At 67.0% G+C, this 19,255-nt stretch carries 16 protein-coding genes, 1 pseudogene and 1 riboswitch; of the genes and pseudogenes, 9 read left to right on the forward strand and 8 right to left on the reverse strand.

Going from position 1 to position 19,255, the window contains the following annotated elements; genetic code table 11:
* Positions 1-142 precede the first annotated feature (142 nt).
* Positions 143-1,456, forward strand: coding sequence for an MFS transporter (locus JCM7685_RS19100; RefSeq protein ID WP_074970533.1), 1,314 nt, complete (start codon positions 143-145; stop codon positions 1,454-1,456).
* Between the two features lie 48 nt (positions 1,457-1,504).
* On the opposite strand, the gene JCM7685_RS19105 is transcribed toward JCM7685_RS19100, so the two are convergent.
* From JCM7685_RS19105 to JCM7685_RS19130, 6 genes are all read right to left on the reverse strand, one after another.
* Positions 1,505-2,455 carry an ABC transporter ATP-binding protein gene (locus tag JCM7685_RS19105; RefSeq protein WP_074970534.1) on the reverse strand — a complete coding sequence of 317 codons (951 nt, stop codon included), beginning with the start codon at positions 2,453-2,455 and terminating at the stop codon, positions 1,505-1,507.
* Positions 2,452-3,444: an ABC transporter ATP-binding protein gene (locus tag JCM7685_RS19110; protein ID WP_074970536.1), complete on the reverse strand. Its 993-nt coding sequence runs from the start codon at positions 3,442-3,444 to the stop codon at positions 2,452-2,454. Before JCM7685_RS19110 ends, JCM7685_RS19105 begins: the two co-directional genes overlap by 4 nt.
* A 3-nt stretch (positions 3,445-3,447) precedes the next feature.
* On the reverse strand, positions 3,448-4,326 hold the full coding sequence (locus JCM7685_RS19115) for an ABC transporter permease (RefSeq protein WP_408634332.1): 879 nt from the start codon (positions 4,324-4,326) through the stop codon (positions 3,448-3,450).
* A gap of 4 nt (positions 4,327-4,330) precedes the next feature.
* A complete protein-coding gene (locus JCM7685_RS19120; RefSeq protein WP_074970539.1) occupies positions 4,331-5,302 on the reverse strand; it encodes an ABC transporter permease in 972 nt (323 codons plus the stop codon).
* Positions 5,303-5,320: 18 nt separating this feature from the next.
* Positions 5,321-6,913 (reverse strand): ABC transporter substrate-binding protein, encoded by a 1,593-nt coding sequence (locus JCM7685_RS19125; protein ID WP_074970540.1) that lies wholly within the window; start codon positions 6,911-6,913, stop codon positions 5,321-5,323.
* 107 nt (positions 6,914-7,020) lie between these two features.
* The gene (locus JCM7685_RS19130; RefSeq protein ID WP_074970542.1) at positions 7,021-7,965 is read right to left on the reverse strand and encodes a LysR family transcriptional regulator; all 945 of its coding nucleotides are present in this window, start codon (positions 7,963-7,965) and stop codon (positions 7,021-7,023) included.
* Between the two features lie 104 nt (positions 7,966-8,069).
* Between JCM7685_RS19130 and JCM7685_RS19135 the strand changes: the two genes are divergently transcribed.
* From JCM7685_RS19135 to JCM7685_RS19145, 3 genes are all read left to right on the forward strand, one after another.
* A complete protein-coding gene (locus tag JCM7685_RS19135; protein ID WP_074970544.1) occupies positions 8,070-9,704 on the forward strand; it encodes an amidohydrolase in 1,635 nt (544 codons plus the stop codon).
* Positions 9,705-9,706: 2 nt separating this feature from the next.
* Positions 9,707-10,642, forward strand: coding sequence for a CobW family GTP-binding protein (locus tag JCM7685_RS19140; protein WP_074970545.1), 936 nt, complete (start codon positions 9,707-9,709; stop codon positions 10,640-10,642).
* A 936-nt stretch (positions 10,643-11,578) separates the two neighbouring features.
* Positions 11,579-12,523, forward strand: coding sequence for a Hint domain-containing protein (locus JCM7685_RS19145; RefSeq protein ID WP_074970547.1), 945 nt, complete (start codon positions 11,579-11,581; stop codon positions 12,521-12,523).
* Between the two features lie 46 nt (positions 12,524-12,569).
* Here the strand turns inward: JCM7685_RS19145 and JCM7685_RS19150 are convergent, their stop codons facing one another.
* Positions 12,570-12,989 carry a hypothetical protein gene (locus JCM7685_RS19150; RefSeq protein WP_074970549.1) on the reverse strand — a complete coding sequence of 140 codons (420 nt, stop codon included), beginning with the start codon at positions 12,987-12,989 and terminating at the stop codon, positions 12,570-12,572.
* Positions 12,990-13,551: 562 nt separating this feature from the next.
* Positions 13,552-13,686: pseudogene (locus JCM7685_RS20850) on the reverse strand (IS3 family transposase); the annotation flags it as partial.
* Between the two features lie 132 nt (positions 13,687-13,818).
* Between JCM7685_RS20850 and JCM7685_RS20855 the strand changes: the two are divergent.
* The 5 genes from JCM7685_RS20855 (at position 13,819) to JCM7685_RS19180 (ending at position 18,651) form a co-directional block, all read left to right on the forward strand.
* The gene (locus JCM7685_RS20855) at positions 13,819-14,319 is read left to right on the forward strand and encodes a hypothetical protein (RefSeq protein ID WP_408634336.1); all 501 of its coding nucleotides are present in this window, start codon (positions 13,819-13,821) and stop codon (positions 14,317-14,319) included.
* Positions 14,320-14,919: 600 nt separating this feature from the next.
* On the forward strand, positions 14,920-15,825 hold the full coding sequence (gene osmF / locus JCM7685_RS19165; protein ID WP_074970551.1) for a glycine betaine ABC transporter substrate-binding protein OsmF: 906 nt from the start codon (positions 14,920-14,922) through the stop codon (positions 15,823-15,825).
* Between the two features lie 2 nt (positions 15,826-15,827).
* Positions 15,828-16,979 carry an ABC transporter permease gene (locus tag JCM7685_RS19170; RefSeq protein WP_074970553.1) on the forward strand — a complete coding sequence of 384 codons (1,152 nt, stop codon included), beginning with the start codon at positions 15,828-15,830 and terminating at the stop codon, positions 16,977-16,979.
* Positions 16,976-17,908, forward strand: coding sequence for an ABC transporter ATP-binding protein (locus JCM7685_RS19175; RefSeq protein ID WP_074970555.1), 933 nt, complete (start codon positions 16,976-16,978; stop codon positions 17,906-17,908). The genes JCM7685_RS19170 and JCM7685_RS19175 overlap by 4 nt, the downstream gene beginning before the upstream one ends.
* A complete protein-coding gene (locus JCM7685_RS19180; RefSeq protein WP_074970557.1) occupies positions 17,905-18,651 on the forward strand; it encodes an ABC transporter permease in 747 nt (248 codons plus the stop codon). Before JCM7685_RS19175 ends, JCM7685_RS19180 begins: the two co-directional genes overlap by 4 nt.
* Before the next feature lie 385 nt (positions 18,652-19,036).
* A riboswitch (cobalamin riboswitch) is annotated at positions 19,037-19,235 on the forward strand.
* Positions 19,236-19,255: the final 20 nt, after the last annotated feature.

Consider the following 19,255-nt stretch of genomic DNA (forward strand, 5'->3'; position numbering starts at 1 on the left):
AAGGAGACCTCATTTCCCAAGAATACGGCCCGGCGCCGAAAGCCCGAAGACCCGTCGGAGGAGGACGGGGCTTCAACAGAGGACCGCGCCACGGGCCGCAGACGGACGTGCCACCACATCCAGCATAATCCAGGGAGGAGACATGCTAAGGCTTACCCGCTTCAGGACGACGGACCGCGTTCTGTTCGTCATCTGCCTGATGTATCTGGTCACCTATATCGACCGGGTGAACATCAGCACCGCTGCCCCCGCCATGCAGGCCGAACTGGGCCTGTCGAATTTCGAGCTCGGGCTGGCGTTTTCCGCTTTCGCCTATCCCTATGCGCTGTTCCAGATCCTGGGCGGCCGCCTGGGCGACCGGCTGGGGCCGCACAAGACGCTGATCATCTGCGGCACGGTCTGGTCGGCCGCGACGGTGATGATCGGCTTCGTCGAGGGCGCGGTCTCGCTGATCATCGCGCGCGTGCTCCTGGGCATGGGCGAAGGCTCGGCCTTCCCGACCGCCACCCGGGCGCTGTCGAACTGGATGCCGGCCGAGAAGCGCGGCTTCGCGCAGGGCATCACCCATGCCTTCGCCCGCTTCGGCAACGCGCTGACCCCGCCGCTGATCGCCTTTCTGGTCATCGCGCTGTCCTGGCGGCATGCCTTCGTCATCGTCGGCCTGATCAGCTTCCTGTGGGTGGCGCTGTGGTGGTGGTATTTCCGCGACGACCCGCGCAGCCACAAGGGCATCACCCCCGAAGAGCTGGAGACCCTGCCCGACCAGAAGATCGTGGGCGAGCGCAAGACCCTGCCCTGGGGCCGGCTGCTCAAGCGCATGCTGCCGGTGACGATCACCGATTTCTGCTACGGCTGGACCCTGTGGCTGTTCCTGAACTGGATCCCGTCCTATTTCCTGCACCAGCACGAGCTGGACCTGAAGAAATCCGCCATCTTCGCGGCCGGTGTCTTTCTGGCCGGGGTGGTGGGCGACCTGACGGGCGGCTGGCTCAGCGACGGCATCCTGCGCCGCACCGGCAATGTCGCCCTGGCGCGGATCAGCGTCATCATCCTGGGCTTCCTCGGCGCCTTCGCCTGTATGCTGCCGGTGATGTTCTCGACCGACCTGGTGACGGTGGCGATCAGCCTCAGCGCGGCCTTCTTCTTCGCCGAACTGATCGTGGCGCCGATCTGGGCCACGCCGATGGACATCGCGCCGCAATATTCCGGCACCGCCAGCGGCTTCATGAACTTCGGCTTCGGGCTGGCCGGGATGATCTCGCCCATCGTCTTCGGGCTGATCATCGACCTGACCGGGCGCTGGGACCTGCCCTTCGCGGCCTCGCTGGTCCTGCTGCTGGTGGGCGCGGCCTGCGCGCTGTTGATCCGCCCCGACCGCCCGTTCCGCGACGATATGACGGACGGAGACGAGGACCTGGACGGCGATCCGCGTCTCGCCGGCGCGGTCTCGAAGTGACGAAAGCGGGCCTGCCCTTGCCGGCAGGCCCCTTTCCCTGGCCGGTCGTCAGGCCAGATGGCAGGCGACCGCCTGCCCGGCGGCGATTTCGCGCAGGACCGGCATCCGCTGCCGACAGTCCTCGACCGCGATCGGGCAGCGCGAGGCGAAGCGGCAGCCTTTCGGCAGGTTGACCGGGCTGGGCGGGTCGCCCTGCAATCGCGCCCCGCCGCCCCGCCGCCGATGCTCGGGCGCGAGCGAGGGGGCCGCGGCGATCAGAGCCTGGGTATAGGGATGGCGCGGCGCGGCGAAGATCTGCGCCGCCGGCGCCTTTTCCACGATCTGGCCCAGATACATCACCGCGATCTCGTCGCAGATGTGGCGCACGACGCCCAGGTCGTGGCTGATGAACAGATAGGTCAGCCCGGTCTCGCGCTGCAAGCGGCGGATCAGGTTCAGCACCTGCGCCTGCACCGCCACGTCCAGCGCCGAGACCGGCTCGTCGAAGACGATCAGGTCGGGCTTGGTGGCCAAGGCCCGCGCCAGCCCGATCCGCTGCCGCTGCCCGCCGGAAAACTGATGCGGGTAAAGCGACTTCAGCTCGGGCCGCAGGCCCACCTGGGTCAGCAGCTCCTCGACCCGCTCGTCGCGGCCCGAGGGCTCGCCCAAGCTCAGCAGGTCCATGGGCTGGCGGATGATCCGCCCGACCCGGTCGCGCGGGTTCAGCGACGAAAACGGGTCCTGGAACACCATCTGGAAGCGCGGCCGGGCGCGGCGCAGTTCCTCGCCCTCGATGCGACTGATGGGGGTGCCGTCCAGGTCGATCTCGCCGCCGGTGATCGGGGCAAGCCGCATCACGGCCAGCGCCGTGGTGGTCTTGCCCGAGCCGGACTCGCCGACGATGCCCAGCGTCTGGCCGCGCCGGATGTCGAAGTTGACGCCGTCGACCGCATGGACCGTGCCGCCGTTCGCGGTCGGGAAATGCACCTTGAGGTCGCTGACGGAAAGAAGCTGGGTCATGCGGGGACCTCGCTGGGTTCAAGCTGGATGCAGGCGGCCGAGTGGCCTTGCGACATGGCGACGTGGCGGGGCTGGGCGGCGTGGCAGGCATCGACGGCCAGCGGGCAGCGCGGCGCGAAGGCGCAGCCGCGGCCGAGGTCGGTCAGCGCCGGCACGATGCCGGGGATCTCGGGCAGGTCGGCATCCGGGTCGGCGTCGACGCGCGGGATGCTGGCCAGCAAGCCGCGCGTATAGGGATGGCCGGGATTGTCCAGCACGGCGTCGGCCGACCCGCGCTCGATGACGCGGCCGGCATACATGACCGCGACCTTGTCGGCCATTTCCGCCACCGCGCCCATGTCATGGGTGATCAGGATGATGGCGGTGCCGGTCTTTTGCCGCAACTCGTCCAGCAGGCCGAAGATCTGCGCCTGCACGGTCACGTCCAGCGCCGTGGTCGGCTCGTCCGCGATCAGCAGCTTCGGCTCGCAGGACAGCGCCATGGCGATCATCACCCGCTGGCGCATGCCGCCGGAAAGCTGGTGCGGATAGGCGCGGGCGCGCAGTTCCGGCTCGGGGATGCCGACGGCGCGCAGCATGTCCACGGCGCGGGCGAAGGCGGCCCGGGGGCTGACCTTCTGGTGCAGGCGCACCGCCTCGGCGATCTGCTCGCCGCAGGTGAAGACCGGATTGAGCGAGGTCATCGGCTCCTGGAAGATCATGGCGATGTCGCCGCCGCGGATTTTGCGCATCTCGGACTGGCGCAGCTTGGTCAGATCGCGGCCCTGGAACAGGATGCTGCCGCCGACCACCTTGCCGGGGGGCGAGGGGATCAGGCCCAGCACCGACAGTGCAGTCATGCTCTTGCCGCAGCCGGATTCGCCGACGATGGCCAGCAGCTCGCCCGGGGCGACGCTGAAGGACACGTCGTCCAGCACATGGGCCACGCCGCGCCGGGTGGCGAAATCGACCTTGAGGTTGCGGATGTCCAGAACGGGTTCGGTGGTCATGGCTCAGCGCTCCCTCATCCGGGGGTTGAAGGCGTCGTTCAGCCCGTCGCCGACCAGGCTGACGCCCAGCACGGTCAGGAAGATCATCGCCCCTGGCAGTGTCACCACCCACCATGCGTCCAGCAGGTATTCCCGGCCCGAACCGATCATCAGCCCCCAGGACATGAGGTTCGGGTCCGAGAGGCCCAGGAAGCTGAGCCCGGCCTCGAACAGGATCGCCATGCCGATGGTCAGCGTGGCCGAGACGATCAGCGGCGGCAGGGCATTGGGCAGGATGACGCGCCAGATGATGTTGCCGTCGCCGGCGCCGATGGCGCGCATGGCGCTGACATATTCCAGCGTGCGGATGCGGCGGAACTCGGACCGGGTCAGGCGCGCGGTCTGCGGCCAGCTGACGATGCCGATGGCCAGCGCCACGTTCACCAGCGTCGGCTGGAACAGCGTCACCACGACCATGGCGAACAGCAAGGGTGGCAACACCTGGAAGAACTCGGTCACGCGCATCAGCATGTCGTCCACCCAGCCGCCGTAGAAACCGGCATAGGCGCCGATCAGCACCCCGATCAGCATGGTGATCAGCGCTGCGGCAAAACCCACGGCCAGTGTGGCGCTGCCGCCCGCGATCAGCCCGGCCAGGATGTCGCGGCCCAGGTTGTCGGTGCCCAGCGGGATCGTCGCCTCTTCGCCGGGCGGCGTCAGCGGCGCCCAGACGATCTCGAACGGATCGACCTGGTAGAGATGGGGTCCGGCGAAGGTCATTGCCATGACCAGGATCAGCAGCGCCAGGCCCAGCATGGCCGAGGGGCTGCGGCGAAAGATGTCCCAGGCTTCGGCCATGGGACCGCGGGCGGCTGGAACCGAGGTTCTGGCGGGCGCGGTCATGTCTCTAGCGTCCTCCGGCAAGGCGCGGGTCCAGCAGGCGCGACACGAAGTCGGTCAGCAGGTTCGCGATGATGACGATCAGGGTGGAGAAGAACAGGATGCCCAGCACGGTCGGATAGTCGCGCGCCAGGATCGACTGGAAGGCCAGTGTGCCGAGGCCGGGCCAGCTGAACACCGTCTCGACCAGCACCGCGCCCGAGATGATGGCGCCGAACTGCATCCCGGCGACGGTCACGACCGGCAACAGCGCGTTGCGGAAGGCGTGGCGGCCGAAGACCTGCCGCTCGCTGACGCCCTTGGCGCGGGCGGTGCGGATGTAGTCGGCGCCCAGCACCTCCAGCATCGAGGCGCGGGTCAGCCGGCTGTATTGCGCCAGATAGACCAGCCCCAGCGTCAGCGCCGGCAGCACCAGGTGATGGGCGATGTCCAGCACCCGGCTCAGGAAGCCGCCCTGTTTCACCACGTCGATCATGCCGGCGATGGGGAACAGCGGGATGGTGGCGCCGAACAGGATCACCAGCATCAGCCCGGTCCAGAACACCGGCGCCGAATAGCCCACCAGCGACAGCACCGTGACCACCGCCGAGGCGATGCCGCGCGGGTTGCGCGAGGCCAGCATCCCCAGCCGCGTGCCGACGATCAGCGCGAAACCCAGCGCGGTCGCCACCAGCAGCATGGTCGGCCCCAGCCGCGACAGGATCAGATCGACCACCGGGCGGTTGTAGTAATAGGACATGCCCAGGTCGCCCTGCAGCGCGCGGCCCAGATACAGCCCCAGCTGGGTCAGCAGCGGCTTGTCCAGCCCGTATTGCTGGCGGATCGCGGCCATGACCTCGGCGCTGGCGCCGCCCATCTCGCCGGCGATGACCTCGGCCGGATCGCCGGGGGCAAGCTGGATCAGCAGGAAGTTCAGGACAAGGACAGCGAGGATCAGGGCAGCCGCATAGAGCAGCTGCCGCAGGATACGTCGAAACATCGGGATTGCCTCCGCCGGTTACTGCTTCAGCCAGACCTCATCCATCGGCCCCATCGTCCCCCAGATCGAGACGGGCGGGTTCTGCACGGCCTGCGAATAGACCGTGTGATAGGGCACTTCGTTGATGAAATGGATCGGGATGTCGGTGGTGATCTGCTTGAACGCCTGGGCGTAAAGCTGCTGGCGCTTGGCCAGGTCCGCTTCGACCCCGGCGGCGTTCATCAGCTTGTCCACCTCTTCGTTGCAATATTGCTGGGTGTTGGACCAGATGATGCCCTCGCGGATGTTCGAGCACAGATAGGTCCGGTTCACCCCGATCACCGGGTCGCCCCAGTTGAAGACCTGGTCCATGGTCATGTCGAAGTCATACGAGGACACGCGCTGCGACCAAGTCGGGAAGTCCGGCGAGGACCGCACGGTGACCGCGATCCCGACCTTGGCCAGCGCCGCCTTGACATATTCGGCGACGGCGCGTTGCTGTTCCTCGATGTCGGGCATGTAGTCGATGCGCAGCGCCAGCTTTTGCCCGCCCTCGCCGAAGCCAGCCTCGGCCAGAAGCGCCTTGGACTTGTCGAGGTCGAAGTCGTAGCGCTCGACATCTTCGGTATAGAAGGGGCTGCCCTGCACGACCGGCTCGATCGAGGGCTTGGACAGGCCCGAATGCAGCGCCTTGGTGACGAAGTCGCGGTCGATGGCATAGGCGATGGCCTGGCGGACCCGCACGTCCGACAGCGCCGGATGCTTGGTGTTGAAGGCCAGCCAGTTCAACGGGCCGATGCCGGCATAACCCTTGTCGGTCACGGTCAGGTTGCCGGATTTTTCCAGCCGCCGGATCAGGCGGGTGCCGTCGAGCAGCGGGAACATCTGCGCCTCGCCCGATTCCAGCGCCAGCACGCCCGAGTTGGCGTCCTGGTATTGCCGGATCACGATGCGGTCCAGATAGGGCTTCCCTTCCAGGAAGAAGCCGTCATAGCGCTCCAGGATGATGTGCTGGCCGGGCTCGAACTCGACCACCTTGAAGGGGCCCGAGCCGACCGGCAGGTTGTTCTTGGGGTTCGACTTGATGTCCTGGCCGTCGTCGAAGACGTGCTTGGGCAGGATCGGCGTCAGCGAGGCCGACAGCACCAGCAGGATCGCCGGATGCGGCTGCTTCATGCGGATGACCACGGTCTGCGGATCGGGCGCCTCGAAAGCCTCGACCGGCGCGAGCATGGTCGAGAACGGGTGGTTCTCCTTGACCACGCCCAGCGACCAGATCACGTCCTCGGCGGTGATGGGCGAGCCGTCGTGGAAGGTCGCGCCCTGGCGCAGTTTCAGCGTCAGCACCTTGCTGTCGTCGCTGAATTCCCAGCTTTCGGCCAGATAGGGCTGCGGGGTGAAATCCTCGCCATAGCGCAGCAGCGTGGCAAAGATCTGCGCCGCCGGCACGGCGGTCGCGACGCCCGACTGCACGGCCGAGTTCAGGTGGCGCGGCTTGTGCACGGACGCCAGCACCAGCGTTCCGCCCTTTTGCGCCTCTTGGGCGGAAAGCGCGGGGGCGGTGGCCAGGGCGGTCAGCGCGACGGCACCGGCCAGCAGGAAACGACGCGAGAAGGCGGGGGGAAGGGTCATCTGGTTCTCCGTGTTGGATGCGCGGCAAATTCTGGGCGTTGACGCTGCGTCCTACAGATCGGGCATGGGGGGGCTTTTCGGCAAATGCATTTTTGCGCCCGAATTCCTCAGAAATCCTGTGGAAGGTAGGGACGCACGAAGGCGCGGTCGAATTCGCCGCGCATCGCCTGCAATTCGCAAGTGGCGATAATCGCTTCGCAAACCGCCGTCAGATTGACGTCGCGCCGGGTCAGCACCCCGGCGCGCGGGGCATCGTGTTCGCCGGCCAGCGGCAGGCGCACCAGATCGCCGCGGGCATAGGTCTGCTTGCTCATCGGGCGGATGTTGAAGATGCCGTAGCACATGCCGGCCGCGATCAGCGCCCGCATCATGTCGGTCGAACGCGCCGAATAGGCCACGTTCGGCTTGAGGCCCCGCGTCGCGAACAGGTCCATCAGGTAGCGCCGCGACAGGTCTAGGTCCAGCACCACCAGCGGCTCGGGCGCAAGCTGCTCCAGCGTGACGAAGCGGCCGCTGGCCAGCGGATGCGACGCCGGCAGCGCGGCATGGGGGTGGCCGACGAAAAGCGGCAGGAAGCGATAGGCCAGTTCGTTGATCAGCCCGTAGCAGAAGGCGAAATCGGCGTCGCCGGTATCGACGGCGCGCACCACCTCCTCCCAGTTGCCCTCGACCACCTCGATCATCAGGTTCGGATAGCGCTCGCGCACCTCGCACAGGATCGTGGGCAGCAGGATCGGCGCCAGCGGCGTGAAGCAGGCGATGCGGGCGGTGCCGTCGATGCGCTGCTCCAGGTCGGCGATCTTGCCGTCGAACCGCGCCTGCGCCACCAGCAGCAGCCGGATCTCGTCGATGATCTTGCGCCCGAAACTGGTAGCTCCGATCCCGCGCGAGGGCACCCGGGCAAAGACCGGCTGGCCCAGCTGCGCCTCGATATGGTCGATGGCGGCGGCGATGGACGAGGGCGAGACCGCCAGTGCCTCCGCGGCGGCGGTGATCGACTGGTGCCGTTCGGCTGCCTCGATATAGCGCAGGTGCTTCAGGGTGTAGTGCATCCATCCCTCAGGAAAATACCGGAAATCCCGCGTAATTATGCATTTCACGCAGGATGTTTGTCACGGCTAATCTGCCCGCGAAGCCCGATCCGACGGAGAACCGCATGATCCCGACCGTTTTTTCAGCACGCCGCATCATCACCATGGACCCGTCGCGCCCCGAGGCGACGCATGTGATGGTGTCCCATGACGGGCGCATCCTCGCGGTCGGGGGACCGGACGAGATGCGCGACCGGGGCGAGGTTCGCCACGACGACCGATTCGCCGACAAGGTGCTGATGCCCGGCTTCGTCGAGGGCCACGCCCATCTGATGGAGGGCTCGGTGTGGCGCTTTACCTATCTGGGGCATTACGACCGCGTGGCCCCGGACGGCCGGCTGTGGCAGGGCATCACTAGCACAAACGCGCTGGTCGACCGCCTGCGCGACCGCGCCCAGGAACTGGGCGACGGACCCGTCGTCGGCTGGGGCTTCGATCCGCTTTTCGTGCCGGGCGACCGGCTGTCGCGGCTGGACCTCGACCGGGTCTCGACCACGCGGCCGGTGGTGGTGCTGCATTCCAACATGCACCTGCTGACCGCCAACAGCGTGGCCATGGATCTGGCCGGCTATGACGAGAACACCGACGTGCCCGGCGTCATCCACACCGAGGACGGCGGGTTGCATGGCGAGCTGCACGAGATGGGCGCCATGTTCCCGGTCATGCGCCGGGTCGGCGCCAGCTTCCGCGCCATGGGCGGCGACCCCGAGGGGATCTGGAACTTCGCCCGCTCGGCCTGCCGGGCGGGGGTCACCACCTCGACCGACCTGCTGAACGAGCTGTCCGACGAGGCGATGGCCGATCTTCTCTCTACCACGGCCGAGGACGGCTTCCCGCTGCGGCTGGTGCCGATGCTGTCGGCGCTGGCTCTGCCGCCCGAGGCGGTGGGACCGCGCGCTCAGGCGTTGCGGGCGCAATCGACCGACCGGGTGCGGCTGGGCGGGGTCAAGATCGTCACCGACGGCTCGATCCAGGGCTTTACCGCGCAACTGCTGGCGCCGGGCTATCACCGCGGCACCGACAACGGCATCTGGAACATCGCCCCCGAGGCGCTGAACGCCATGGTGGACGACCTGAACCGGCAGGGCATCCAGATGCATATCCACGTCAACGGCGACGGCGCCAGCCTAGCCGCCATCGAGGCGCTGGAGGCGGCGCTGGCCGGCCATTTCCGCCCCGACCACCGCCATGTGCTGCAGCATTGCCAGATGGCCGACCGCGCCCAGCTGCGCCGCATCGCCGCGCTGCAATGCTGCGTGAACCTGTTCGCCAACCACCTGTATTACTTCGGCGACAAGCATTACGAGATCACCATGGGCCCCGAGCGCGCCTGCCGGCTGAACCCCTGCGCCAGCGCGCTGGAAATGGGCATTCCGCTGGCGATCCATTCCGACGCGCCGATCACGCCGCTGGCGCCGCTGGTCACCGCCTGGTGCGCGGTCAACCGCCAGACCGACAGCGGCCGGCAGCTGGGGACCTCGGAACGCATCCCGCTGGACGCGGCGCTTTACGCCATCACCCTGGGCGCGGCCCATACGCTGAAACTGGACGGCGAGCTGGGCTCGGTCGAGGTCGGCAAGCGCGCCGATTTCGCCGTGCTCGAGGACGACCCCCACGCGCTTGGCCCCGAGCGGCTGCGCGAGGTCCGGGTCTGGGGCACCGTCTTCGGCGGCACCCCGGTCGCGGCCGGGTCGTTCTGACCATGGCGCCGCCGCTGCCCGTCAACCTGCTCTGCGGCTATCTGGGCGCAGGCAAGACCACGCTGTTGAACCGGCTGCTGGACCGGCAGGGCGAGCGCATCCTGGTCATGGTCAACGATTTCGGCGACATCGCGGTCGATGCGGCGCTGATCGCCGGCCGCTCGGCCGATACGATCCAGCTCAGCAACGGCTGCATCTGCTGCTCGATGGGCGGCGGGCTGTTCGACGCCTTCGAGCGGGCGCTGAGCCTGCGCGACCGGGTGAACCGGCTGGTCATCGAGGCCAGCGGCGTGGCCGAGCCGCGGCGGCTGGCCGCCTTCGCCCTGGCCGAGCCCGAGCTGGACTGCCGGGCGGTGGTGGCCGTGGTCGATCCGCAAAGCCTGGCCGAGCGGCTGGCCGATCCCCGCATCGGCAAGGTTGCCGAGAGCCAGATCCGCGGCGCCGATGCCGTCTTCCTGTCGCGCGCCGACATCGCCGGTCGTGCGGCGCTGCGCCGCACGGCACGGCTGGTCGCCCGGCTCAACCCGCTGGCCAGCCAGCATGTGGCGCTGGACGGCGACTTCATGCAGGCATTGGCGGCGCCCCATGACGGCCGCAGCCTTGCGGCCCTGGCCCCGGATCCCGACCATGGGCGGCTGTTCGCTAGCCGCACGATCAGCCTGGCCCCGCCCCCGGATCGCGAGCAGCTCGTCGCGATCATCGACCGGCACCGGCGGGCGGTCCACCGGCTCAAGGGCTATGTCCTGCTGCCCGGCTCGGACGGCCCGCACCTTCTGCAGCTTGCCGGGGGTTTGCTGTCGCTGAACCCGTCCGCCCCGCCCGAGGGCATGGTCGCGAACCGGCTGGTCGCCATCTCGCCGGATGCGGAAGCGCTGGCGCAACTGGCCGCCGATCTCGCGTTCTCGCCGTCTTGCCCAGTCCCGGCCCGGTCCGGCTGATTGCGGGGCATGCGCCCGCCAGATCAGGCCCGCCTTCCGCGGCTCGTCCTCAAGCTCCAGCTCCTCGGCACGTTTCAGCGGCGGCACCTCGCGCCAATGCGCGATGGCGATGTTCGGATATGCCATTCCAGGTTGCGGCATCAGGCCGCCCGCTTGGCAAAGGCCGGCGCGTTGTGGCGTGGAGGCCGGTCAGCCGCAGCGGGACCTGACGTTGAGAACGCACGACATTGCTGTGCAGTTGCCCCATAACCAAGGCCGGAGCCTCGAACAGACGACTTGCACGTTTCATCGACGGCGGGTGAGATTCCGCTTTTACTTGTCACCGTTTTTTGCTTTCGCGGTGTAGTGAAGCGATCCTTTCAGTGGCCTGGAAGGAGGCTCTGGCAAGTTCGTCAAGGGAGCGGCATGACAACCGGTCCCAAGGAGCCTCGTTCAAGGGTGCCGCGCGAGCCAAGGTGGGGACGCTCAGACGTCATAGTCTGCCGCCGCTGGACCGACTCTAGGCCAGTTTTCCGTCCGACGCCTTCGGCCTTGCATCGCTGTCTTCAACGCCACCGGATACCGCGTTTGTCCAGCAGGGCCTGATGGTAGGTTTGCCCGCAGGTTCACGCTTCGCACGATCGCTCGTGGCCGTGCCGGCGTCGAGCCGTGGTGCCGCCACCGGTCCAGGGCCCTTGGCGAGGGCGGGAGAAAAGATCCAGACGCTCGCGCAATGGAGCCGGCCCGGCGCCGTCCAGATGCAGGGGATGTCGGCCCCTCCTCCGCTCCGGCTGGATCCGCAGCCATGCGACAGCAAACCGCTCCGTTCACTTTTTTGCGGGTCGGACGGAACCCGCGACGCTGGTGCTTCATTCGTCGTCATGGCTTCGCCAAGATGGGCGAGGACGTGCTTCATGCGCGGTCTGACGAAGTCGATAATCAGGAAAGGGTCATGGAATGGCAGACTTCACGATCAATGCGAATGGGTTCGGGTCGTTTTACGAGAATGTCGGCAACAACGGCACCGACGATACGGTGACCGTGAACATCGGTTCGGGGTTTTCCGGGACCATCACCGTCGATTCGCAACCCGGCGACAACGAGCAGGACGATACGATCGTCAACCTGCCGGACGGCTGGCGGTTGCAGGTGGTCAACCTGAGCGAAGACGACAGCGAGAATCCTTCCTTCAAGGATTGGTCCTACGAGGTCTTGAACGCGGACGGTCAGTCGGTCGGGACGCTGAGCATCCGCAGCAACAACATCCAGGGTGCGCCCTGCTTCTGCGCCGGCACCATGATCGAGACGCCCGAAGGCCCGGTCGCCGTTGAAACTCTGATGCCGGGCGATCTGGTCGTTACCCGGGACCACGGCCCGCAAGCTCTGCGCTGGATCGGCGGCACCCGGCTTTCGACGCATCATCTGCTGCGCGCGCCGCATCTGCGGCCGATCCGCATCCGGGCCGGGGCGCTTGGCGCCGGGGTGCCTGCGACCGATCTGCTAGTCTCGCCCCAGCACCGCGTGCTGGTGCGCTCGACCATCGCGCAACGCATGTTCGACGCGCCCGAGGTGCTGGTTGCGGCCAAGCAACTGCTGATGCTGGATGGTATCGACATCGCTGCCGACCTCGACCGGGTGGACTATTTTCACCTGCTGTTCGACCGGCACGAGGTCGTGATCTCGAACGGGGCCGAGACCGAGTCGCTCTATGCCGGTCCCGAGGCGCTGCACTCGCTGGGCCGTGTCGAGATGGAGGAAATCTTTGCCCTGGCGCCGGCCCTGCGCGACCCTGGCTTCCGTCCCCAAGAGGCGCGGCCTCTGCCCAGCGGGCGCAAGGCTCGCAAACTGGCCATGCGCCACATCCAGCATCAGCGGCCGCTCGTGATGGCGAACATGCACTGACTTCAGGCTGCGGGGCGCCAAGCAGGCGCCCCGTCCAAGGTTTCGATCAGTTCGAGAAAGCCTGCAGCAGCTGCAGCACCGCCATCACCTTCCGGGTGCTGCTGTCGACCTGATAGATGCGGTCGTCGTCACGGTAATAATTCCAGTTCCCGCCCGGTTCGAGCGCATAAGCCCGAGGATCCGAGATGCGTCGGTAATCCGCCGGGCGCAGCACGTCGCCCACACGCGGATACCGGCGGGCATCGCGGCGGATACTGTCCCTATGCAGGCAGTCCAGCCCGCGCTGGATGGTCCCGGACGGGCAATAGCGCCGCGCCTCATGCCGTTTGTGATCGTGGCGGCTGTGGTGCTCGTGAGGAGGATGGTGAGGGTGGCGGTGCCGGTCGCGATCCCGATCGGCCAGCGCGGGCGAGGCCAGGCTGCCGGCCAGCGCGAGCATCAGGGCGAACCGAAGGGGGCGTTTCATTCTGGTCTCCATGGCTTGAGGTCGGATGCAGAATAGCGCCTGGGCTCGGCAGGGTTTAGTCTGGCCGCAGCACTGCGTGGGTCCATGGGCGGCAAGCCGCCGATGAGGCGGTTCAGTCGCCCGGGTGCTGGAACATCCTGCTCCCAGCCTCCAACGAACCCTCCTGTGCGTCGTCTGCAACAATGACACGAAGCCTTCGGATCGCTGTTGCGCCGCGGCCGTCATCTGCTCGCGATTCTCGCGCTGCCTATCCTCTCTGCCGTTCAGGTTCATGGGGAACCCGGAGATTCGCCAGCCATTCTGCTCCGAGTCGGCTCTCGACCACGCGGATTGGCGGTTCCTCTTTACGCCGGGTCTTGGCGCCCTTCTGTCCATCAACCACCGGATCACGGCGGGATCGGTCCGCCGCAACCCATAACCTCGACGGCTTGGGCTTCTCGTCTGCCGCCATCGCCGCGCAGGAACAAATCTTCATGGAGTGCAACCGCGCTGCGCCGGATCTTTTCCGGGCACGCACGGCGCGCCGGGCAAAGAGGTCCAGCACGACCGCAACGTAGCGCTAGCCTTCCGCCGTCCAGATGTAGGTAACGTCGGCCAGCCACTTCTGGTTCGGCCGGTCCGCCTGGAAGGCACGATCCAGGATGTTGTCAGCGATGACCGAGCGTTCGCCGTCGTCCTTCGGCTTTCCGCGGCGCCTGGCCTCGTTCAGCGCCCCGACGCAGACGCGGCTTCCAGCGTGTTCGAGTTGCGCCACGCCAGCACCTTGCGGGTGAACCGGTCCATGATCGCCACCAGGCAAAGAAAGCCGCGCCGCATCGGCAGGCAGGTGATGTCGGCACAGCAGAGTTGGCCGGGGCGATCGCCGGACGAAACAGGCAGCCCGGTCACGCCGTGCTCCACCATTTCGGCCAACGACGTGCTGAACGGCGGTGCCGGCGACGACTTCCTGATCGGCGGCAGCGGCGCGGACCTGCTCCAGTTCCGCAGCGCGCATGGCGTCGGCATCATCGCAGACTTCTCCGAGGAAGATCGGCTGATCATCACCCAAACATCAATGGCCAGGACATCGATCCGAATGCGCTGGGTGATCGGCTGCAGGACATGGACAAGCTCTTGCAGACGCGGGTGGATTTCTTTTGACGACCGGCCTCTGAAGCGGCAACGACCGCTTTCAGAGTGCCATATTGCGTTCGCACGGACCGGCGGCCCAGCCCGTTCGGTGTCTTCATGCCTTGGAGCGGGATGCGAACGGTGCACAAAGCATCCTGGCAGCGAGGCCAGGAACAGGCGCACCCCTTCGTCAAACTGCCAAGGCGGCTTTGAAGTATAAGGAACCGCGAGCGGCCTGAAGGTCAGGACCCGGCAGCCGCGCAAGCAGCACTCGCGTCATAAGGCCCGAGCCTTGCGATCCTTATTTCAGCCCCTTCCCGCGTTATCCTTTGCCAATTGCACCCCAATGTTAAAAGACCGGCCACATCATCGCCGGAATTACCCGTTGTACGGTTGCCATGGTTTCGGCGCATGAATGCGCAGCAGAGGCGATCACTATACCTGGTCGGTTTCCTGCACGTCTTTCCAGCGGATGCAGCAGTTCCTAAGGACGCTGCACAGCCGGCTGTATGACCTTGTCTCAGGAAAGCACCGTCGTCGGGCAAATGGGGCATTAGCGCGAGGGCGCCCTGATGTCGGTCGTTCCCAGATAATGAATTGATTTATTTCATTAATAGTGGATATAGGAGAGTTTTTTGACAACGTCCATGACCTCGATCCGGAAATCGCCGACACTCTTGCGCATGAGGTGTGGAACAATACCTGCCGACACAAGGTTCCGAATGACCGGACCATCTCAAGGCCATGCCGAGGTTGAAACGCGACCCGTCTGCGTGTTCACTTCACATGCAGGGCCGGCACGAACCAAAAGGGAAATGAAATGCTGAAGCCTGTCTCGCTGTCGCTCATCGCCTTTGCCGCCGGTCTCGGCACCGCGCAGGCCGAGGTCGTCGTGTCGTCCAAGATCGACACCGAGGGAGGCGTGCTGGGACAGGTCATCCTTCAGGTGCTGGACCATGCGGGCATCCCGACCCGCGATCGCATCCAGTTGGGCAGCACGCCGATCGTTCGCGAGGCCATCCTTGCGGATGAGATCGACATCTATCCCGAATATACCGGCAACGCCGCCTTCTTCTTCAACCGCGCCGACGAGCCGATCTGGCAGGATGCCAGCGCGGGCTTTGAAGCCGCGAAGCAACTGGACCAAGAGGCCAGCGGCATCGTCTGGCTGACGCCCGCACCCGCCAACAACACCTGGGGCGTCGCCCTGCGCTCGGATCTGGCCCAAGAGGCGGGCGTGAGCACGTTCTCGGAATTCGGGAAATGGGTGGCGGGGGGCGGCAAGGTCAAGCTGGTCGCCTCGGCCGAGTTCGTCAATTCGGCCCCGGCGCTGCCCGCCTTCCAGAAGGCCTATGGCTTTACGCTGACGCCGGACCAGCTGATCGTGCTGTCGGGCGGGGACACGGCCGCCACGATCCAGGCGGCGGCAAACGGCACCAGCGGGGCGAATGCGGCCATGGTCTATGGCACCGACGGCGCGCTTGCCTTTTCCGGCCTGACGGTGCTGCAGGACGACAAGAACGTGCAGCCGGTCTATCAGCCCGCACCCATTGTCAGGGGCGAGGTGCTGGCCGAATATCCCCAGATCGCCGAACTGCTGGAACCGGCTTTCACGGGGCTGGACCTTGAAACCCTGCAAGGGTTGAACGGACAGGTTCAGGTCGAGGGCCTGCCCGCCGCCGAGGTCGCCCGCGCCTATCTGACCAAGGCCGGGCTGCTGGACTGAGGATGCCGGTGCCGCGCATCGACCGGCTGTCGGCCGTCATGGCCCTGCCGCTAGTAGCGTCCCCTGCCCTGTCGGCATTCGGCTTTCGTCCCAACCGGATCGCGCCGCCGCAGCCCCGGACCTGGGCCGAGACGGTCGGCTGGCCCATGACCGGCGCGCTGCTTGCGGGGATCGTGCTGCTGGCGGTCGCGCTGCTGTTGCTGCGACGCCCGGGAATGCGGCTGCTGCTGCTTGCCGGCGCATTGGCTGCGCTGATGATTCTGCTGGGGCGCGGGGCGGCGCTGCTGCTGGAGCAGGCGGCGCCTGCGGCACGGGTCTCGCCCGGTGCGGGATTCTGGCTGGCCGCCGGGACGCTTTTGCTGCTGGTGGTGGACGCCTTCGCGCGGATGCGGCCCGGCCCGGCGGCACGGGCGGCGCTGCTGACCTGCGCCGTGGCGGGGGTCGCGATACTGCTCGGCTCGGGCACGCTGGCCGGTCTTTCGGTCGCCGCCGAATTCCGGCTGCGCGCGGACGCGTTTCACCGGGCGACCGCGGACCATCTGGTCCTCACCTTCGGTTCGTTCCTGGCGGCGCTGGGGGTCGCCCTGCCGACGGGGCTTGCGATCCAGCGCCATCCGGGCTTGCGCGGTCCGGTGCTGAACCTGCTGACGCTGATCCAGACCATCCCCTCGATCGCGCTGTTCGGGATGCTGATCGTGCCGCTGGCCTGGATCGCGGCCCATGTTCCGGGTGCGGCGGATGCGGGGATCAGAGGGATCGGCACGGCCCCGGCGCTGATCGCGCTGTTTCTCTATTCCCTGCTGCCCCTTGTCGCCAATACCGTCGCCGGGCTCGATGCCGTGCCGCGCGAGATCACCGAGGCGGCGCGAGGCATGGGCATGACCGAGGCTAGACGGCTGTGGTGGATCGACCTGCCGCTGACCCTGCCGGTCATCCTGGCCGCCGCACGCATCGTTCTCGTGCAGAATATCGGGCTGGCCACCGTGGGGGCGCTGATCGGCTCGGGCGGGTACGGCACCTTCATCTTCCAGGGCATCGGCCAGACGGCGACCGACCTGATCCTCCTGGGCGTGATCCCGACGGTGGCGCTGGCCTTCCTGACATCCTCGGTCATGGACCTGCTGATCGGGCTTTCCGGGGGGCAGCCGCAATGATCGAGATCGAGGCCCTGACCAAGACCTATGACGGCAGGACGGTGGTCGACAAGGTCAGCGCCCGCTTTGCGAAGGGCACGCTCACCGCCATCGTCGGCAGCTCCGGCTCGGGCAAGACGACGCTGTTGCGGATGATCAACCGGCTGGTCGAACCCACATCGGGACGGGTGCTGATCGACGGCCAGGATGCCAGCCGCATCCCCGAAACTTCGCTGCGCCAGGGCATCGGCTATGTCATCCAGGGATATGGGCTGTTTCCGCATTGGACAGCGGCGCGCAATATCGGTGTCGTCCCGACCCTTCTGGGCTGGCCCAAGGACCGGATCGCGGCCCGCGTCACCGAGTTGTTGCAGATGCTGCAGCTTGACCCGGCCGAGATCGCAGATCGCTATCCGCATCAGCTTTCGGGCGGGCAAGCGCAGCGGATCGGTGTCGCGCGGGCCCTGGCCGCGCGCCCCGATGTGCTGCTGATGGACGAGCCTTTCGGCGCGCTGGACCCGCTGATCCGGCGCCAGGCTCAGCGCGATCTGACCCGGATCCGCCGCCAGCTGGGCACGACCATCGTCCTGGTCACCCATGACATGAACGAGGCGCTGTATCTGGGCGATGCCATCGCCGTGATGCGGGACGGACGGTTCGAGCAGTTCGACACCCCCGACCGGATCATCCGCGCGCCCGCCACGCCCTTCGTGGCCGATCTGGTGGGCGAAACGGGCCGCTCCCTGCGCCTGCTGGCGCTGCACCCGGTCGGCTCGCTGTCGCGCGCGGGCGAAGCCGAGGGCGAGCCGGTCGATGTGGCCGCTTCACTGTCGGACGCGCTGGCCGAAATGATCTGGACCGGACGCGACCGATTGCCGGTGACCGATGCGCAGGGGCAACGGCTTGGCATCGTCACGCGCGACGACATCCTGGCGCGGGGTCGGGAATGACGGCGCTGCGCTGGATCATCCTGATCGGTGTGACGGGCGGGCTGATCCTGTTTCCCGCGCTGTTCGAGCCGCTGCTGCGCCCCTTCGCGCCCGCGGGCGGGCCGGTGATCTACGACCGCGCATCGCTGGCCGGCCTGACCGCCTCGCATCTGGCGCTGGTGGCGCTGGCGATGATCCCCTCGACCCTGATCGCGCTGGCGCTGGCCATCCTCGTCACCCGCCCCGCCGGGGCCGAGTTCCTGCCCATGGCCCGGACGCTGGCGAATGTCGGCCAGACCTTTCCGCCGGTCGCCGTGCTGGCGCTGTCGGTTCCCTTGCTGGGCTTCGGCGCCCGGCCCACGGTGCTGGCCCTGTTCCTCTACGGCCTGCTGCCGATCTTCGAAAACGCGCTGGCGGGACTGCGGGCGGTGCCCGGCGCGGTCCTGCTTTCGGGCAAGGCGATGGGCATGACGCCGCGCCGGATATTGACGCAGGTCGAGATGCCCCTCGCCCTGCCCCTGATCCTTGAGGGGATCCGGATCTCGATCGTCATCGCGCTGTCCACGGCGACCATCGGCTCGACCATCGCCGCGCGCAGCCTGGGCGAGGTGATCATCGCCGGGCTGACCTCGAACAATCCGGCCTATGTCATCCAGGGCGGGATGCTGACGGGCTGCATCGCCGTGCTGCTTTACGATGCCTTCGGGCTGCTCATCGAGATCGCGAAACGCCGAACCGGCAGAGAGCCTCAGCAGGCCATTTGAAAAGGGTCCCATCCTCGTTCGAGGCACCCGGGAAAAGTGGCTGCTCGTGAATAGGCTGGTGCTCGGCCTGCAGGCCGTCGGTGGCTAACCTTCACCCCTCATTTACCGATCAGATCCAACGGAGAAACGGACCGGAGCCTGCATGATACCCTCTTCGGTTGGTATCGGTCCGCGCGCGACGCGGCGAAACAGCGTCACCCCCGAGCGGCCCTCGCGCTGCGGATCTGGTGGCTCGGCGGCGCCTGCGTCACAGCCCCAGCGCAGCAGGATGTGCAGCTCTGGTAGAGGACCAGAGGTGCAATAGCGCAGCCGCCGCCGCTTCGCTCATATTTATCATGACGGAATTTCACTTCCGGAGCCGTTGACACTTTGTGCAAGGCGGGCAAATTTGCCGTGTGATTCAGGTGCCGGGGGAGCCCCCGGATAAAAGGGAATCCGGTAAGACAGTCGTCAAATCCGGAGCTGCCCCCGCAACTGTAGGCGGAGAGCCTGTCCGAATGCCACTGGCGCGTATCGCGCGCTGGGAAGGCCGGACCAGGCGAAGACCCGCAAGTCAGGAAACCTGCCTGGATCGATCACCTGTTCCGGCCGCGGTGGGCGCGTC

Origin of the sequence: Paracoccus aminovorans (assembly GCF_900005615.1) — a bacterium.
GTDB lineage: Bacteria > Pseudomonadota > Alphaproteobacteria > Rhodobacterales > Rhodobacteraceae > Paracoccus > Paracoccus aminovorans.

Bases quoted from the DNA above. Each gene is read 5' to 3' on its own strand.
- JCM7685_RS19130 (WP_074970542.1), bottom strand. From the start codon at position 7,965: ATGCACTACACCCTGAAGCACCTGCGCTATATCGAGGCAGCCGAACGG.
- JCM7685_RS20855 (WP_408634336.1), top strand. From the start codon at position 13,819: ATGTCGGCACAGCAGAGTTGGCCGGGGCGATCGCCGGACGAAACAGGC.
- JCM7685_RS19110 (WP_074970536.1), bottom strand. From the start codon at position 3,444: ATGACCACCGAACCCGTTCTGGACATCCGCAACCTCAAGGTCGATTTC.
- JCM7685_RS19175 (WP_074970555.1), top strand. From the start codon at position 16,976: ATGATCGAGATCGAGGCCCTGACCAAGACCTATGACGGCAGGACGGTG.
- JCM7685_RS19145 (WP_074970547.1), top strand. From the start codon at position 11,579: ATGGCAGACTTCACGATCAATGCGAATGGGTTCGGGTCGTTTTACGAG.
- JCM7685_RS19170 (WP_074970553.1), top strand. From the start codon at position 15,828: ATGCCGGTGCCGCGCATCGACCGGCTGTCGGCCGTCATGGCCCTGCCG.
- osmF (WP_074970551.1), top strand. From the start codon at position 14,920: ATGCTGAAGCCTGTCTCGCTGTCGCTCATCGCCTTTGCCGCCGGTCTC.
- JCM7685_RS19180 (WP_074970557.1), top strand. From the start codon at position 17,905: ATGACGGCGCTGCGCTGGATCATCCTGATCGGTGTGACGGGCGGGCTG.
- JCM7685_RS19120 (WP_074970539.1), bottom strand. From the start codon at position 5,302: ATGTTTCGACGTATCCTGCGGCAGCTGCTCTATGCGGCTGCCCTGATC.
- JCM7685_RS19135 (WP_074970544.1), top strand. From the start codon at position 8,070: ATGATCCCGACCGTTTTTTCAGCACGCCGCATCATCACCATGGACCCG.
- JCM7685_RS19125 (WP_074970540.1), bottom strand. From the start codon at position 6,913: ATGACCCTTCCCCCCGCCTTCTCGCGTCGTTTCCTGCTGGCCGGTGCC.
- JCM7685_RS19150 (WP_074970549.1), bottom strand. From the start codon at position 12,989: ATGAAACGCCCCCTTCGGTTCGCCCTGATGCTCGCGCTGGCCGGCAGC.
- JCM7685_RS19105 (WP_074970534.1), bottom strand. From the start codon at position 2,455: ATGACCCAGCTTCTTTCCGTCAGCGACCTCAAGGTGCATTTCCCGACC.
- JCM7685_RS19115 (WP_408634332.1), bottom strand. From the start codon at position 4,326: ATGACCGCGCCCGCCAGAACCTCGGTTCCAGCCGCCCGCGGTCCCATG.
- JCM7685_RS19140 (WP_074970545.1), top strand. From the start codon at position 9,707: ATGGCGCCGCCGCTGCCCGTCAACCTGCTCTGCGGCTATCTGGGCGCA.
- JCM7685_RS19100 (WP_074970533.1), top strand. From the start codon at position 143: ATGCTAAGGCTTACCCGCTTCAGGACGACGGACCGCGTTCTGTTCGTC.